Source organism: Pseudomonas sp. GL-B-12, assembly GCF_019955895.1.
In the GTDB taxonomy this organism is placed as follows: domain Bacteria; phylum Pseudomonadota; class Gammaproteobacteria; order Pseudomonadales; family Pseudomonadaceae; genus Aquipseudomonas.
In genome coordinates this window covers 1-17,109 of sequence record NZ_JAHBCX010000001.1, presented here as the reverse complement: position 1 = coordinate 17,109, position 17,109 = coordinate 1, and the positions used below count along the sequence as shown (strand labels likewise).

At 61.0% G+C, this 17,109-nt stretch carries 11 protein-coding genes; all 11 read left to right on the top strand.

Going from position 1 to position 17,109, the window contains the following annotated elements; all coding sequences use genetic code 11:
* The first annotated feature begins 128 nt into the window (after positions 1-128).
* The 11 genes from rnr to KGA85_RS00005 all read left to right on the top strand — a co-directional run bounded on the left by rnr (position 129) and on the right by KGA85_RS00005 (position 17,053).
* Positions 129-2,756, top strand: a complete 2,628-nt coding sequence (gene rnr / locus KGA85_RS00055) for a ribonuclease R (RefSeq protein WP_223542818.1) — start codon at positions 129-131, stop codon at positions 2,754-2,756.
* Positions 2,753-3,520 (top strand): 23S rRNA (guanosine(2251)-2'-O)-methyltransferase RlmB, encoded by a 768-nt coding sequence (gene rlmB, locus KGA85_RS00050; protein WP_095946402.1) that lies wholly within the window; start codon positions 2,753-2,755, stop codon positions 3,518-3,520. The genes rnr and rlmB overlap by 4 nt, the downstream gene beginning before the upstream one ends.
* Before the next feature lie 306 nt (positions 3,521-3,826).
* A complete protein-coding gene (gene rpsF, locus KGA85_RS00045) occupies positions 3,827-4,249 on the top strand; it encodes a 30S ribosomal protein S6 (RefSeq protein ID WP_008048087.1) in 423 nt (140 codons plus the stop codon).
* 28 nt (positions 4,250-4,277) lie between these two features.
* Complete coding sequence (gene rpsR / locus KGA85_RS00040; RefSeq protein WP_002551829.1) at positions 4,278-4,508, top strand: 30S ribosomal protein S18; 231 nt, start codon at positions 4,278-4,280, stop codon at positions 4,506-4,508.
* Positions 4,509-4,544: 36 nt separating this feature from the next.
* Positions 4,545-5,438, top strand: coding sequence for a hypothetical protein (locus KGA85_RS00035; RefSeq protein ID WP_223461566.1), 894 nt, complete (start codon positions 4,545-4,547; stop codon positions 5,436-5,438).
* Positions 5,439-5,457: 19 nt separating this feature from the next.
* Positions 5,458-5,904: a 50S ribosomal protein L9 gene (gene rplI, locus KGA85_RS00030; protein WP_034149636.1), complete on the top strand. Its 447-nt coding sequence runs from the start codon at positions 5,458-5,460 to the stop codon at positions 5,902-5,904.
* Between the two features lie 122 nt (positions 5,905-6,026).
* Positions 6,027-7,424: a replicative DNA helicase gene (gene dnaB, locus KGA85_RS00025; RefSeq protein WP_223447618.1), complete on the top strand. Its 1,398-nt coding sequence runs from the start codon at positions 6,027-6,029 to the stop codon at positions 7,422-7,424.
* Positions 7,425-7,725: 301 nt separating this feature from the next.
* The gene (locus KGA85_RS00020; RefSeq protein WP_150727873.1) at positions 7,726-10,029 is read left to right on the top strand and encodes a YgiQ family radical SAM protein; all 2,304 of its coding nucleotides are present in this window, start codon (positions 7,726-7,728) and stop codon (positions 10,027-10,029) included.
* A 283-nt stretch (positions 10,030-10,312) separates the two neighbouring features.
* Positions 10,313-13,588, top strand: coding sequence for a DUF2126 domain-containing protein (locus KGA85_RS00015; RefSeq protein WP_223461568.1), 3,276 nt, complete (start codon positions 10,313-10,315; stop codon positions 13,586-13,588).
* A gap of 88 nt (positions 13,589-13,676) precedes the next feature.
* Positions 13,677-16,163: a circularly permuted type 2 ATP-grasp protein gene (locus tag KGA85_RS00010; protein ID WP_223461569.1), complete on the top strand. Its 2,487-nt coding sequence runs from the start codon at positions 13,677-13,679 to the stop codon at positions 16,161-16,163.
* Positions 16,163-17,053, top strand: coding sequence for a transglutaminase N-terminal domain-containing protein (locus KGA85_RS00005; RefSeq protein WP_223461571.1), 891 nt, complete (start codon positions 16,163-16,165; stop codon positions 17,051-17,053). Before KGA85_RS00010 ends, KGA85_RS00005 begins: the two co-directional genes overlap by 1 nt.
* The last annotated feature ends 56 nt before the right edge of the window (positions 17,054-17,109 follow it).

Sequence of the window (17,109 nt, the reverse complement as noted above, 5' to 3'; positions counted from 1 at the left end):
CAGCGGTCTTATAAACAGCTTTGCGGTGTCGATACAGGGCTTTAGATGGGTCGTCTTAGCCTGAAATTTCCCGTTTCATTAAGCCTATGCCAAACTAACCCGCATATAGACAAGGTGAAAACTCTCTAATGGCCGATTGGCAGTCCCTCGATCCCGAGGCCGCTCGTGAAGCGGAAAAATATGAAAACCCTATTCCTAGCCGTGAACTGATCCTTCAGCACCTTGCTGATCGAGGTTCGCCTGCTAACCGCGAGCAACTGGTCGAAGAGTTTGGTCTGACCACAGAAGACCAGATCGAAGCCCTGCGCCGCCGCCTGCGCGCCATGGAGCGCGATGCTCAACTCATCTATACCCGTCGCGGCACTTATGCGCCGGTGGACAAGCTCGACCTGATCCTGGGGCGCATCAGCGGTCACCGTGATGGCTTCGGCTTCCTGGTGCCGGACGACGGCAGTGACGACCTGTTCATGAGCCCGGCGCAGATGCGTCTGGTGTTCGATGGTGACCGTGCGCTGGCCCGTGTTTCCGGTCTGGACCGTCGTGGTCGCCGCGAAGGCATGATCGTCGAAGTGGTGTCCCGCGCTCACGAAACCATCGTAGGTCGCTACTTCGAAGAGGGCGGCATCGGTTTCGTGGTTGCCGACAATCCGAAGATCCAGCAGGAAGTGCTGGTGACGCCGGGTCGTAATGCCAACGCGCAGATCGGTCAGTTCGTCGAAGTGAAGATCACTCACTGGCCGACGCCACGCTTCCAGCCGCAAGGCGACGTGGTTGAAGTCGTGGGCAACTACATGGCGCCGGGCATGGAGATCGACGTTGCCCTGCGTACCTATGACATTCCTCACGTCTGGCCTGACGCCGTGCTCAAGGAAGCCGGCAAGCTCAAGCCGGAAGTCGAAGAGAAAGACAAAGAGAAGCGCATCGACCTGCGTCATCTTCCGTTCGTTACCATCGACGGCGAAGATGCCCGCGACTTCGATGACGCGGTCTACTGCGAGGCCCGTCCGGGCAAGCTGCGCCTGTTCTCGGGCGGCTGGAAGTTGTACGTGGCGATTGCCGACGTATCCAGCTACGTAAAGCTCGGTTCGGCACTGGATGCCGAAGCGCAGGTTCGCGGCAACTCGGTGTACTTCCCCGAGCGCGTGATTCCGATGCTGCCTGAGCAACTGTCCAACGGTTTGTGCTCGCTGAACCCGCAAGTCGATCGTCTGGCCATGGTTTGCGAGATGACCATCTCCAAAACCGGCGAAATGACCGACTACTGCTTCTACGAAGCGGTGATCCACTCCCATGCGCGCCTGACCTACAACAAGGTCAGCGCCATGCTGGAAACGCCGAAGGCTACCGAAGCGCGCAAATTGCGTGGCGAGTACACCGACGTCGTGCCGCACCTCAAGCAGCTGTACTCGCTGTACAAGGTATTGCTGGCGTCTCGCCATGTGCGTGGTGCGATCGATTTCGAAACTCAGGAAACCCGGATCATCTTCGGTTCCGAGCGCAAGATTGCCGAAATCCGTCCGACTATACGTAACGACGCGCACAAGCTGATCGAGGAATGCATGCTGGCGGCCAACGTGGCTACCGCCGAGTTCCTGAAGAAGCACGAAATCCCGGCGCTGTATCGCGTTCACGATGGTCCGCCACCGGAGCGTCTGGAAAAACTGCGCGCTTTCCTCGGCGAGCTCGGCCTGTCCCTGCACAAAGGCAAGGATGGTCCATCACCGAAGGATTACCAGGCACTGCTGGCCGGTATCAAGGATCGCCCGGATTTCCACCTGATCCAGACCGTCATGCTGCGTTCGTTGAGCCAGGCGGTGTACAGCGCCGATAACCAGGGCCACTTCGGCCTGAATTACGAGGCGTACACGCACTTCACTTCGCCGATCCGTCGCTACCCCGACTTGCTCACGCACCGGGCGATTCGCAGCGTGATCCATTCGAAGCAGAACACCCCGCACGTTCGCCGTGCTGGTGCGATGACCATTCCGAAAGCGCGCATCTATCCGTACGACGAAGCGGCCCTGGAGCAACTCGGCGAGCAGTGCTCGATGAGCGAGCGCCGAGCCGACGAAGCGACCCGCGACGTAGTGAACTGGCTCAAATGCGAGTTCATGAAAGATCGCGTGGGCGAATCGTTCCCGGGTGTGATCACCGCCGTGACCGGTTTTGGTCTGTTCGTCGAGCTGACCGATATCTACGTCGAAGGCCTGGTGCACGTCACCGCGCTGCCGGGCGATTACTACCACTTCGATCCTGTGCACCACCGCTTGGCCGGTGAGCGTACCGGTCGCAGCTTCCGCCTGGGTGATACCGTGGAAGTGCGGGTCATGCGCGTTGACCTCGACGAGCGCAAGATCGACTTCGAGATGGCCGAAAAAACCATCAGCGCGCCGATCGGCCGCAAGAAGCGTGGCACTGAAAGCACAGCACCCGCAGCGAAAGTCGAAGCAGAACCGCCCCCGGCGAAAACCGGTCGTCGTCCTGCCAAGGAAAAGGCTGTCGAAGCCTATCGCCCGAGCGATGCAGCGGCGAAAAACGCCGAAGTGCGCAAAAGCCGTGAAATGAAACAGGCGTTGCTGGCCGGTGCGAAAAGCGGCGGTAAAGCGGCGTCTGGGGGAAAGACCAGTCGGTCGACGCCTGACAAGGCCGTCGGCGGCAAGCCAGCCAAACCGAGCAAACATCGTAAAGGTCCGCCAAAAGCGGGCTCGGCTCCAGCCAAGAGTGGCGGGGCGCGTAAACCTAAGGCCAAGCCATGAGTCAGTTGGAAAAGATCTACGGCGTACATGCTGTAGAAGCGTTGTTGCGTCACCACCCGAAACGCGTCAAGCAGATCTGGTTGGCCGAAGGTCGCAATGACCCTCGGGTCCAGACGCTGATTGAGTTGGCCAACGAAAACCGGGTCCAGGTCGGCCAGGCCGAGCGCCGCGAAATGGACGCCTGGGTTGAAGGCGTGCACCAGGGTGTGGTCGCGGACGTGAGTCCGAGCCAGGTCTGGGGTGAGGCGATGCTCGACGAGCTGCTCGATCGCACCGACGGCGCGCCGTTGTTGCTGGTGCTCGACGGCGTGACCGATCCGCACAACCTCGGCGCTTGCCTGCGTTCCGCCGATGCGGCGGGTGCGCTGGCGGTGATCGTGCCGAAGGACAAGTCGGCGACCCTGACTCCGGTTGTACGAAAAATCGCCTGCGGCGCGGCGGAAGTGATTCCGCTGGTTGCCGTGACCAACCTGGCGCGCACCCTGGAAAAGCTCCAGCAGCGCGGCTTGTGGGTTGTCGGTACGGCCGGTGAAGCTGAGGTCAGCCTGTATGACCAGGATCTGACCGGTCCGACCATCCTGATCATGGGTGCCGAAGGCAAGGGCATGCGTCGCCTGACCCGCGAGCATTGCGACTATCTGGTGAACCTGCCGATGGGCGGTAGCGTCAGCAGTCTCAACGTTTCCGTGGCGACGGGTGTCTGCCTGTTCGAAGCGCAGCGTCAGCGTAGCGTCAAGGCCAAGGCTGCTGCCAAGAAGTCCTGATCCACACGCGCCCCAATGTAGGAGCTGGCTTGCCAGCGAAGGCGGAGTAACATTCAGCAACTATGTTGGATGTAATGCCGCTTTCGCGGGCAAGCCCGCTCCTACAGTGTTTTTTGGCGAGGCATGAATTGGTGGCTGTTCAAATAATCACCAATTACCTTGCGCCTCCCTCGCCCCTTCTCTACAATTGCGCCCCTTGCTGTGATGGCAGGCACCAACGTGTCTAGCGTCCGCAAGTCCATAAGTGTCATTCACTCCTTGTCTGACCGCTTTTGAGCGGCAGGCTACAACCCGTAAGGAGCATTCATGCGTCATTACGAAATCATCTTTTTGGTCCACCCGGATCAAAGCGAGCAAGTCGGCGGCATGGTTGAGCGTTACACCAAGCTGATCGAAGAAGACGGCGGCAAAATCCACCGTCTGGAAGATTGGGGCCGTCGTCAACTGGCCTACGCAATCAACAATGTTCACAAGGCTCACTACGTGATGCTGAACGTTGAGTGCACTGGCAAGGCCCTGGCCGAGCTGGAAGACAACTTCCGCTACAACGATGCAGTGATCCGTAACCTGGTCATCCGTCGCGACGAAGCCGTTACCGGCCAGTCCGAGATGCTCAAGGCTGAAGAAAACCGCAGTGAGCGCCGTGAGCGTCGCGACCGTCCTGAGCACGAAGGCGCTGAAAGCGCTGATAGTGATGACAGCGACAACAGCGATAACGCTGACGAGTAATCCACGGACCTTTTAAGGAGCCAATTACATGGCACGTTTCTTCCGTCGTCGTAAATTCTGCCGCTTCACCGCTGAAGACGTGAAAGAGATCGATTACAAAGATCTCAACACTCTGAAAGCCTACGTATCCGAGACCGGCAAAATCGTTCCAAGCCGCATCACCGGTACCAAAGCTCGTTATCAGCGTCAGCTGGCCACCGCTATCAAGCGCGCCCGCTTCCTGGCCCTGCTGGCCTACACCGACAGCCACGGCCGCTGAGACCGGGCAGTCGACACGTAGCAAAGGATTGAATGCATGCGGGCCATAGCTGAGTTCATCATGCGCGGCCGTATGCAGGCCACTCTGGTAGTGGCTGGATGCGCGGCGATGCCGTTGTTGTATTGGTTGGGTGCTGCCGCCGGATGCCTTGTGCTCCTGCGGCGCGGATTGAGGGACGCCCTGGGCGTTCTTGCTCTGGGACTGCTGCCGGCATTGGCCTGGTGGCTGTACTCCGACGACCCACGGGCACTTCTGGTGCTGCTGGGGTCTGCGAGCCTTGCGTTGGTTTTGCGCGCAAGCGAGTCCTGGAACCGCGTGCTGCTGGTCAGCATAGCGATGGGAGTGGTGTTTTCAGTGGTGTTGGGGACAGCTTTTGCTCCCCAGATCGAGATGCTGGCGCAGGCTTTGATCAAAGTCATGCCGTCGCTACTCGGCGATGTCTACCAGAAATTGTCGGTAGACGAACAAGCGCGTTTCGCGTCCCTGATTGCACCGGTCCTGACCGGCCTGATTGCGGCGTTGTTGCAAATCGTCAGCTTGCTGAGCCTGCTTGTCGGGCGCTACTGGCAGGCGTTGTTGTACAACCCGGGCGGTTTTGGTCGCGAGTTTCGCGCCATCCGCTTCTCGCTGTTGCCGGCGATGTTGCTGCTGGCGTGCATGCTTCTGGGGCCGAATCTCGGTTCACAGATGGCCATGTTGACGCCGTTGTGCAGCGTACCGCTGGTGTTCGCCGGGCTGGCCCTGATTCACGGGCTGGTGGCGCAGAAGCGACTGGCCAGGTTCTGGCTGGTGGGGTTGTACGTGACGCTGTTGCTGTTCATGCAACTGATCTATCCGTTGCTGGTGGTCCTGGCCATCGTCGACAGCCTGATTGATTTTCGCGGTCGTTCGGCACCGAAAGATGCCGATAACGCGAACGGTGAAGGTTAAAAGTTAAGAGGATTTTCACATGCAACTGATCCTTCTGGAAAAAGTCACCAACCTGGGCAACCTGGGTGACAAAGTGAACGTTAAGGCTGGTTACGGTCGTAACTACCTGCTGCCTTACGGCAAAGCTACCGCTGCGACCCCAGCCAACCTGGCTGCGTTCGAAGAGCGTCGTGCTGAGCTGGAAAAAGCTGCAGCAGATCGTAAATCGTCGGCTGAAAGCCGCGCTGCCCAACTGGCCGAGCTGGAAGTGACCATCACTGCCACCGCTGGCGACGAAGGCAAGCTGTTCGGTTCGATCGGTACTCACGACATCGCTGACGCACTGACCGCCTCCGGCGTTGAAGTGCAGAAGAGCGAAGTTCGTCTGCCGAACGGCACCATCCGCAACGTAGGCGAATTCGACGTAGCCGTGCACCTGCACGCCGAAGTTGAAGCCACCGTACGCGTTGTCGTGGTAGCAGCTTAAGCAGCACTTGTCGGCTGGCACCCTCGGGTGCTTGCCGGTAACATCGGGCACGATCCTGTTTACAGGTCGTGCCCTTTGTCTTTCTGAACCCCCTGCTTTTTATCACCAAGAATCAAGAGGCCATGAACGATATCTCCGCTCCTGAGCAATACGATCTGCAAACCGCCGCGCTGAAGGTGCCGCCGCATTCCATCGAGGCCGAACAGGCCGTGCTCGGTGGTCTGATGCTGGACAACAACGCCTGGGAGCGTGTGCTCGATCAAGTCTCCGACGGCGATTTCTATCGACATGACCACCGTCTGATCTTCCGTGCGATCGCCAAGCTGGCCGATCAGAACATGCCGATCGACGTCGTGACCCTGTCCGAGCAACTGGACAAGGAAGGTCAGACTTCGCAAGTCGGCGGCCTCGGCTACCTCGGCGAATTGGCGAAAAACACCCCGTCCGTCGCCAACATCAAGGCCTATGCGCAGATCGTTCGCGAGCGGGCGACGTTGCGCCAACTGATCGGTATCAGTACCGAAATCGCCGACAGCGCATTCAACCCTGAGGGTCGCACTGCCGCCGAGATTCTCGACGAGGCTGAACGGCAGATCTTCCAGATCGCCGAAGCCCGACCGAAAACCGGTGGCCCGGTGGGCGTCAATGACCTGCTGACCAAGGCCATCGACCGTATCGACACCTTGTTCAACACCGACAACGCCATTACCGGGCTGTCCACGGGTTACACCGACCTCGACGAGAAAACCAGCGGCCTGCAACCGTCCGACCTGATCATCGTCGCTGGCCGTCCATCCATGGGTAAAACCACCTTTGCGATGAACCTGGTGGAAAACGCCGTGTTGCGCAGCGAGAAGGCCGTCCTGGTTTACTCCCTCGAGATGCCAGGCGAATCGCTGATCATGCGTATGCTGTCTTCCCTGGGTCGTATCGACCAGACCAAGGTCCGTTCCGGTCAGCTTGAAGACGACGACTGGCCGCGCCTGACCTCGGCGGTCAACCTGCTCAATGACCGCAAGCTGTTCATCGACGATACCGCCGGCATCAGCCCATCGGAAATGCGCGCCCGGACCCGCCGTCTGGTACGTGAACATGGCGAAGTCGGCTTGATCATGATCGACTACCTGCAACTGATGCAGATCCCGGGTTCCAGTGGCGATAACCGGACCAACGAGATTTCCGAAATCTCCCGGTCCCTGAAAGCCCTGGCGAAAGAATTCCAATGCCCGGTGGTGGCGTTGTCCCAGCTCAACCGTTCCCTGGAGCAGCGGCCGAACAAGCGTCCGGTGAACTCCGACTTGCGGGAATCCGGAGCGATCGAGCAGGATGCCGACGTGATCATGTTCGTGTATCGCGACGAGGTGTATCACCCGGAAACCGAGCACAAGGGCATTGCTGAAATCATCATCGGCAAGCAGCGGAACGGCCCGATCGGCTTTATCCGCCTGGCCTTCATCGGCAAGTACACCCGCTTCGAGAACCTGGCGCCGGGCAGTTACAACTTCGACGACGACGAGTAACTGTTGACGCAGGGCCCTTGTGGCGAGGGGGCTTGTCGGGACGCCGCACCGCCCCGTTCGGCTGCGAAGCGGTCGTAAATCAGCCAACTCGTTTCATCTGGAGAATGGCGACCGCAGGTTTTGGGGTCGCTTCGCAACCCAGCGGGGGCAAGCCCCCTCGCCACAGGGGTTGTGTGTTGCTCAAGGGAGCTGCACTAAAACAGCTCCCACCAATTTCCGACCATAGCCGTCGGAATTGGTCAAAATTTGTGCTATATTCCGCGCCCGCGAAATTCAATGAAAGCCAACACCGGTTATCGACATGCAAGCAGCCAAGCCGTTATTTGACTATCCCAAGTACTGGGCCGAATGTTTCGGGCCAGCGCCGTTCCTGCCCATGAGCAGGGAGGAGATGGATCAGCTCGGCTGGGATTCCTGCGACATCATCATCGTTACCGGTGATGCCTACGTCGATCACCCGTCGTTCGGCATGGCGATCATCGGCCGGCTGCTGGAGTCCCAGGGCTTCCGCGTCGGGATCATTGCCCAGCCGAACTGGCAGTCCAAAGACGACTTCATGAAGCTCGGCGAGCCGAACCTGTTCTTCGGTGTCGCGGCCGGCAACATGGACTCGATGATCAACCGCTACACCGCGGACAAGAAAATCCGTTCCGACGATGCCTACACGCCGGGTGGCCTGGCCGGCAAGCGTCCGGACCGCGCCAGCCTGGTCTACAGCCAGCGCTGCAAGGAAGCCTACAAGCACGTGCCGATCGTGCTCGGCGGTATCGAAGCATCCCTGCGCCGTATCGCGCATTACGATTACTGGCAGGACCGGGTCCGCAACTCGATCCTGATCGACGCCTGCGCCGACATTCTGCTCTACGGCAACGCCGAGCGTGCGATCGTCGAAGTCGCCCAGCGTCTGTCGTTCGGTCACAAGATCGAAGACATCACCGACGTGCGCGGCACCGCATTCATCCGACGTGATACGCCGAAAGACTGGTACGAAGTCGACTCCACGCGCATCGACCGTCCGGGCAAGATCGACAAGATCATCAACCCGTATGTGAACACCCAGGACACACAGGCCTGCGCCATCGAGCAGGAGAAGGGTCCGGTCGAGGATCCGCAGGAAGCCAAGGTCGTACAGATCCTGGCCAGCCCGCGTATGACTCGCGACAAGACCGTAATCCGTCTGCCGTCGGTTGAAAAAGTCCGTGGCGATGCGGTGCTTTATGCCCACGCCAACCGTGTGTTGCACCTGGAAACCAACCCGGGCAATGCCCGCGCGCTGGTGCAGAAGCACGGTGAAGTCGACGTCTGGTTCAACCCGCCGCCGATTCCGATGACCACCGAAGAAATGGACTACGTGTTCGGCATGCCTTATGCGCGCATTCCGCACCCGGCGTACGGCAAGGAGAAGATCCCGGCCTACGACATGATCCGTTTCTCGGTGAACATCATGCGTGGCTGCTTCGGCGGCTGCACCTTCTGCTCGATCACCGAGCACGAAGGCCGGATCATCCAGAACCGTTCCCACGAGTCGATCATTCGCGAAATCGAAGAGATTCGTGACAAGGTCCCGGGCTTTACTGGCGTGATCTCCGACCTCGGCGGCCCGACCGCGAACATGTACCGCATTGCGTGCAAGAGCCCGGAAATCGAATCCGCCTGCCGCAAGCCATCGTGCGTGTTCCCTGGCATCTGCCCGAACCTGAATACCGACCACTCGGCGCTGATTCAGCTGTACCGCAGCGCCCGTGAGTTGCCGGGCGTGAAGAAGATCCTGATCGCTTCCGGCCTGCGCTATGACCTCGCGGTCGAATCGCCGGAGTACGTCAAGGAACTGGTGACCCACCACGTCGGTGGCTACCTGAAGATCGCCCCGGAACACACCGAGGAAGGTCCGCTCAACCAGATGATGAAACCGGGCATCGGCAGCTATGACAAGTTCAAGCGCATGTTCGAGAAGTACTCCAAGGAAGCGGGCAAGGAGCAGTACCTGATTCCGTACTTCATCGCCGCTCACCCGGGCACCACCGATGAAGACATGATGAACCTGGCCCTGTGGCTCAAGGGCAACGGCTTCCGTGCCGACCAGGTGCAGGCGTTCTACCCGTCGCCGATGGCCACCGCCACCGCGATGTACCACTCGGGCAAGAACCCGCTGCGCAAGGTCACCTACAAGAGTGACGCGGTGACCATCGTCAAGAGCGAAGAGCAGCGCCGTCTGCACAAGGCGTTCTTGCGTTATCACGACCCGAAAGGCTGGCCGATGCTGCGCGAAGCACTGACCCGCATGGGCCGCGCCGACCTGATCGGGCCGGGCAAGAACCAGTTGATTCCTTTGCACCAGCCGTCGACTGACAGCTATCAGAGCGCCCGTCGCAAGAACTCGACGCCGGCCGGCAGCCACAAGGTTGCAGGGGAAAAGACCACCAAGATCCTGACCCAGCATACCGGCCTGCCACCACGTGCCAGCGATGGCGGCAACCCGTGGGACAAGCGCGAACAGGCCAAGGCTGCGGCGTTCGCCCGCAACCAGCAGGCGGCCAAGGAGCGCAAGGATGCGGCCAAGGGCAAGGGCCCCAAACCGACCCGCAAGCCGGTCGTGCCGCGCTAAGCCTCGCTTGAGCTGAACAGAACGCCAACCTTCGGGTTGGCGTTTTGCATTCAAGGCTTGAAAAAATGTACTGGAGCTACTGGCCTGCTCGCGAAGAGGCCGGAATTGCCAACCAATTTTTGGTTGATCGCCACATTTACGTGCAATCGATACAAACCATTTTCCTGCATCGCCCGATTTTGGTGCTGTACTGCCTCAGGCAACCGAAGAAAGCGCCAGCGCTGCTGGATGGCATAAGTCTTGCGCGCTTTCCAATACGCTTAAGGCTCGCAGGAGGCACGCCGTGTCGATTCATGTCGCATTGCACCACATCACCCATTACCGCTATGACCGCGCTGTCGAGCTCGGCCCGCAGATCGTACGCCTGCGTCCCGCCGCTCACAGCCGCACGCGGATTCTGTCCTATGCGCTGAAAGTCTCCCCCGAACAGCACTTCATCAACTGGCAACAGGACCCTCAGGGCAATTACCTGGCGCGGCTGGTGTTCCCGGAGAAGACCGAGGAATTGCGAATCGAGGTCGATTTGCTGGCAGAAATGGCGATCTTCAATCCGTTCGACTTCTTCCTCGAACCCTACGCGGAAAAAATCCCCTTCGCCTATGCCGCGGATGAGCGCAAGGAGCTGGCGCCGTACCTGGAAACCTTGCCCCTGACGCCGAAGTTCAAGGCCTACCTGGACGGCATAGACCGCACGCCGTTGCCCGCCGTGGACTTTCTCGTCGCGCTCAACCAGCGCCTGAGCGAAGACATCGACTACCTGATCCGCATGGAGCCCGGCGTACAAACACCTGAGCACACCCTCGACCAGGCCTCCGGTTCGTGCCGTGACTCCGCTTGGTTGCTGGTGCAACTGCTGCGCAACCTGGGGCTGGCGGCGCGTTTCGTGTCGGGCTACCTGATCCAGCTGACCGCCGACGTCAAAAGTCTCGACGGCCCGTCCGGCACCGAAGTGGATTTCACCGACCTGCACGCCTGGTGCGAGGTGTACTTGCCCGGTGCTGGCTGGATCGGCCTGGATGCGACTTCCGGGCTGTTTGCCGGTGAAGGACACATTCCGTTGGCCTGTAGTCCCGATCCGTCCTCTGCGGCACCGATCAGTGGCTTGGTGGAACCCTGCGAGTGCGAATTCAGCCACGAAATGTCCGTGGAGCGGATTTGGGAAGCACCACGGGTCACCAAGCCCTACACCGACGACCAGTGGCTGGCGATCCAAACCCTGGGCCGTCAGATCGATGCCGACTTGCTGGAGGGCGATGTGCGCCTGACCATGGGCGGCGAGCCGACCTTTGTGTCCATCGATGACCCGGACGGTGCCGAGTGGAATACCGCGGCACTGGGGCCGGATAAACGGCGGTTGTCCGCCGAACTGTTCCAGCGCATGCGCAAGCACTACGCGCCTCAGGGGCTGGTGCATTTCGGGCAGGGCAAGTGGTACCCGGGCGAGCAACTGCCGCGCTGGTCGCTCAATTGCTACTGGCGCCGTGACGGCGTGCCGATCTGGCACAACAGCGCGCTGATCGCCGACGAGCAGGAAGACTACGGAGCCGATGGCGCGCTGGCCGGGCGTTTTCTGGCGAGTGTCGCCGAACGCCTGAAGATTCCGACACGCTTTGTGTTTGCGGCCTACGAAGACAATTTTTACTACCTCTGGCGCGAAGGGATGTTGCCGCAAAACGTCAGCGCCGAAGACTCGCGTCTGGAAGAGCCTTTGGAGCGTGAGCGTCTGCGCAAGGTCTTCAGTCAAGGTTTGGACAAGGTCATCGGCCAGGTCCTGCCGCTGGCGCGCACCGCCAAGGGCGACCAGTGGCAGAGCGGCCGCTGGTATCTGCGCGACGAGCACTGCCGTCTGGTGCCGGGGGACTCGCCGTTGGGTTATCGCTTGCCGCTGGGCTCGCAGCCTTGGGTGAAAGCGGCGGAATATCCGTTCATCCATCCGCAAGACCCGAATCAAGACTTCCCGCCGCTGCCCGACACCGCGCAACTGCAAAGCCAAAGCGAAGCTGCCGAGGTACAAGAGCGCGCACCGAAGATCGACGAATCCGCCGACTGGCTGACCCGTACCGCCTTCTGCGCCGAGGCGCGGGAAGGCCGGTTGTATCTGTTCATGCCGCCGCTGGAGCGGGTCGAGGATTACCTCGAACTGGTCGCTGCCATCGAAGCCACCGCGGAGGAGCTGATGTGCCCGGTGTTGCTGGAGGGCTATGAGCCGCCGAGCGATCCACGCCTGAGCAACTTGCGCATCACCCCGGATCCGGGGGTGATCGAGGTCAACGTGCAGCCGTCCGCGACCTGGGATGAGTTGGTCGAGCGCACCGAATTCCTCTACGAAGAAGCGCGTCAGACCCGGCTGACCACCGAGAAATTCATGATCGACGGCCGGCATACCGGCACGGGCGGCGGTAACCATTTCGTGCTGGGTGGCGCGACACCGGGGGACTCGCCGTTTCTGCGTCGCCCGGATCTGCTGCGCAGCCTGATCAGCTACTGGCACAACCATCCCTCGCTGTCCTACCTGTTTTCCGGATTGTTCATCGGCCCGACGTCCCAGGCGCCCCGCGTCGATGAAGCACGCAACGATGCCTTGTACGAACTGGAGATCGCTTTCGCGCAGATGCCAGAAGCGGGTGAAGAATGTCCGCCATGGTTGGTGGACCGGCTGTTGCGCAATCTGCTGATCGATGTGACCGGCAACACCCACCGCGCCGAGTTCTGCATCGACAAACTCTATTCGCCGGACGGTGCCACCGGGCGCCTCGGATTGCTGGAGCTGCGTGCGTTCGAGATGCCGCCCCATGCGCGCATGAGCCTGGCGCAACAATTGTTGCTGCGGGCGCTGGTTGCGCGGTTCTGGCGCGAGCCTTATGCACCGCCGAAACTGGCGCGCTGGGGCACGGAGCTGCACGATCGCTTCCTGTTGCCGCACTTTATCGAGCAAGACTTCGCCGATGTCATCGTCGACCTCAACGCCGCCGGTTATCCGGTGCGGGCCGAATGGTTCGCCGCGCATCTGGAGTTCCGTTTCCCCAAGGTTGGCGACTACGCCGTCAGCGGCATTGCACTGGAACTGCGCCAGGCGCTCGAACCCTGGCACGTGCTGGGCGAAGAGGGCGCCATGGGCGGTACGGTGCGTTACGTGGATTCGTCGCTGGAGCGTTTGCAGGTCAAGCTCAGCGGCTTGCCGCCCCAGCGTTATCTGCTGACCTGCAACGGCATTCCGGTGCCATTGCAGCCCACCGGGCGTGTAGGCGAATTCGTCGCGGGGGTGAGATTTCGTGCCTGGCAACCGGCCAACTGTCTGCAACCGACCATCCCGGTCCACGCGCCGCTGGTGTTCGACTTGCTCGATACCTGGATGCAGCGCTCGCTGGGCGGCTGCCAGTACCACGTCGCCCATCCGGGCGGGCGCAACTACGACAGCTTGCCGGTGAACGCCAATGAAGCGGAGAGCCGGCGAATGGCGCGCTTCTTCCGCATCGGACACACGCCGGGAAAAATTCCTGTACCCAATCTGGAAATCAGCGACGAGTTGCCGATGACACTCGATTTACGACGTTTCTAAACCGTACGCGACGCTCGGATTTTTCGTATATCCGGGCGTCACGAGCCTGCGTTAGTCTGACCGATCATTGCTGTCTGCCGAGTTTTCCATGCCTGACCTGCTAGACCGCTACCCGCTGACGGCGGGCACCTATCACGAACTGCTCGACGACAGTGGCGCCGTGCGAGCGCACTGGCGCCGGCTGTTCGAGCAGTTGCAACGCAGCACGCCGGCGCAGTTGGTGCAGCGTCAGGCCCTGCTGACCCGGCAGATTCAGGAAAACGGCGTTACCTATAACGTCTATGCCGATCCCAAGGGCGCGGACCGGCCGTGGGAGCTGGACCTGCTGCCCCATGTCATCGCGGCCGATGAGTGGCAACAGTTATCGGCCGGCATCGCTCAGCGGGCGCGATTGCTCAATGCCGTGCTGGCTGACCTTTACGGTCCGCAACGGCTGATTGCCGAAGGTCTTTTGCCCGCCGAGCTGGTGTTCGGTCACAACAACTTCCTTTGGCCCTGTCAGGGCATCAGCCCGCCTGACGGAGCCTTTCTGCATCTGTATGCCGTGGATCTGGCGCGCACACCCGATGGCCGCTGGTGGGTGACGGCAGATCGTACCCAGGCGCCTTCGGGAGCCGGGTATGCGCTGGAAAACCGCACGATTGTGTCCCGGGCCTTTCCCGAGTTGTACCGCGATCTGAAAGTGCAGCACCTGGCCGGGTTCTTCCGCACCTTGCAGGAAACCTTGGCCCGTCAGGCCCCGAGCGACGGGGACGCGCCGTTGGTGGTGCTGCTGACACCGGGGCGTTTCAACGAAAGCTATTTTGAACATCTGTATCTGGCTCGCCAGCTCGGTTATCCGCTGGTGGAGGGCGGCGACCTGACGGTACGCGACGCCACGGTTTACTTGAAAACCCTGAGTGGCCTGCGTCGGGTCCACGCGATCATGCGTCGGCTCGACGATGATTTCTGCGACCCGCTGGAGTTGCGCACCGATTCGGCCCTCGGCGTACCGGGCCTGCTGGAAGCCGTGCGGCAGGGGCGGGTGCTGGTGGCCAACGCCCTAGGCAGCGGTGTGCTGGAATCGCCGGGGTTGTTGGGTTTCCTGCCGAAGATCAATCAATTCCTGTTTGGCGAAGAGCTGATCCTGCCGTCCATCGCCACCTGGTGGTGCGGCGAAGCGCCGGTTTTGGCCCAGGCCCTGGAGAAACTTCCGGAGTTGCTGATCAAACCGGCGTTTCCGTCCCAGAGTTTTGCCCCGGTGTTTGGCCGAGACTTGAGTGAAAAACAGCGCCAGGAGCTCGCCGAGCGCATGCAAGCGCGGCCATACGCCTATGTCGCGCAAGAACTCGCGCAATTGTCCCAGGCGCCGATCTGGCAAGCCGAAGATGGTCAACTGCAACCCCGTGCCATCGGCATGCGCGTGTATGCGGTGGCCAGCCGTGAGGGTTATCGGGTCTTGCCCGGCGGCTTGACCCGGGTCGCCGCCGAAGCCGATGCCGAAGTGGTGTCGATGCAGCGTGGCGGCGCCAGCAAGGACACCTGGGTGCTGGGCGATCGTGCGCCCAGCGGCGAACAATGGAAGGCCCAGCGCAACATCGGCGTGCATGATCTGGTGCGGCGCGATCCCTACCTGCCATCGCGGGTAGTGGAAAACCTGTTCTGGTTTGGCCGTTATTGCGAGCGTTGCGATGACAGTGCCCGTTTGCTGCGCATCATGCTGGCGCGCTATGTCGACGGCGACGACCCGCAAGCCTTGCAGGCCGCGGTCGATCTCGGCGAACGGCTGATATTGCTGCCTGATGAGGGCGAGTTGCCAGAGCGCCTGTTGGCGGCGTTGCTCGGCGATGACTGGCCGTTCAGCCTGCGTTCCAACCTGCAACGCTTGCAGTGGGCCGCTTCACAGGTGCGCGGCAAACTCTCGCGGGAAAACTGGCAGGCGCTGGTGGAGTTGCAGCGCGAAGCCATGGAGCTGGAAACCGAAGAGCCGGATTTCGGCGAGTTGCTGGATTTCCTCAACCGTCTGGTGATGTCCCTGGCGGCGCTGTCCGGCTTTGCCCTGGACGACATGACCCGGGACGAAGGCTGGCGTTTCCTGATGATTGGCCGGCGGATCGAGCGCCTGCAATTTCTCAGCGGCAGCCTGGCGGCGTTCCTGCGGGGCGCCGTGGCTTTCGATCAGGCCGGGCTGGAATGGCTGCTGGAACTGGGTAACAGCAGCATCACCTACCGTTCTCGATACCTGGCGGTGCCGCAGCTGATCCCGGTGCTCGACCTGCTATTGCTCGACGAGCAGAACCCTCACGCCGTGTTGTTCCAGTTGAAACTGGTGACCCGCACCCTCAAACGCCTCAACGATGACTTTGGCGTGCCGCGTGAGGCAGCGTTGCCGCAATTGGTCGAGCGTCTGGCGCAATTCGATCTGGGCTGCCTGGAAAACCCGCTGTTCGGCGACGCGAGTGTTCGCGCCGCCATCGAGGGGCTGGCCGCGCTGCTGCAGGAAATCGCCGACGCCAGCGGTCAAGTTTCCGATCGCCTGGCGCTGCGGCATTTCGCTCATGTCGACGATGTCAGCCAGCGCACGGTGTCTGTCTGATGAGCGCTCATTACCAGATTTTCCACGACACCCATTACCACTACGACAGCCCGGTGTCCCTGGCTCAGCAACTGGCACATTTGTGGCCGCGGCCTTGTGCCTGGCAGCGCTGCACCGACCGGCAATTGCAGATCAGCCCCGAGCCGACCTCGCGTCGCGATGAACTGGATGTATTCGGCAATCCGCTGACCCGGCTGGCGTTCGAGCGTCCCCACGATGAATTGCTGGTCAACGCCAGCCTCACGATCGAAGTGCTGCCCCGGCCGGTGCTGGACTTCAATCGGTCACCGGCGTGGGAAGATACCCGTAGCGCGCTGACGTACAGCAGCCAACCGCTGTCGCCCGAATTGCTCGAAGCCTGCCGATACCGGTTTGAATCGCCGTATGTGCATTTGAAGAAAAACTTCGTCGAGTTCTCGCAAAGCTGTTTTCCACCTGGTCGACCGTTGTTGCTCGGCGTGCAGGCGCTGATGGAGAAAATCTTCAGCGAGTTCACTTTCGATGCCGAAGCGACCCAGGTGGCGACGCCGCTGGTGGAGGTGCTGGAGCGTCGGCGCGGGGTCTGCCAGGACTTTGCCCACCTGATGCTCGCCTGTGTGCGTTCCAGAGGGTTGGCGGCGCGGTACATCAGCGGCTACTTGCTGACTCAGCCACCGCCGGGCCAGCCGCGATTGATCGGCGCTGATGCGTCCCACGCCTGGGTCTCGGTGTTTTGTCCGGTGCTGGGGTGGGTGGACTTCGATCCGACCAATAATGTGCAACCGGCACTGGAGCACATCACCCTGGCCTGGGGCCGGGATTTTTCCGATGTGTCGCCGTTGCGGGGGGTGATTCTGGGTGGGGGCAACCATGATCCGGAAGTGCGTGTGACCGTGATGCCACTGGATTAACGCAGGTCAAAATGTGGGAGCGGGCTTGCTCGCGAAAGCAATTTCATATTCAAGAC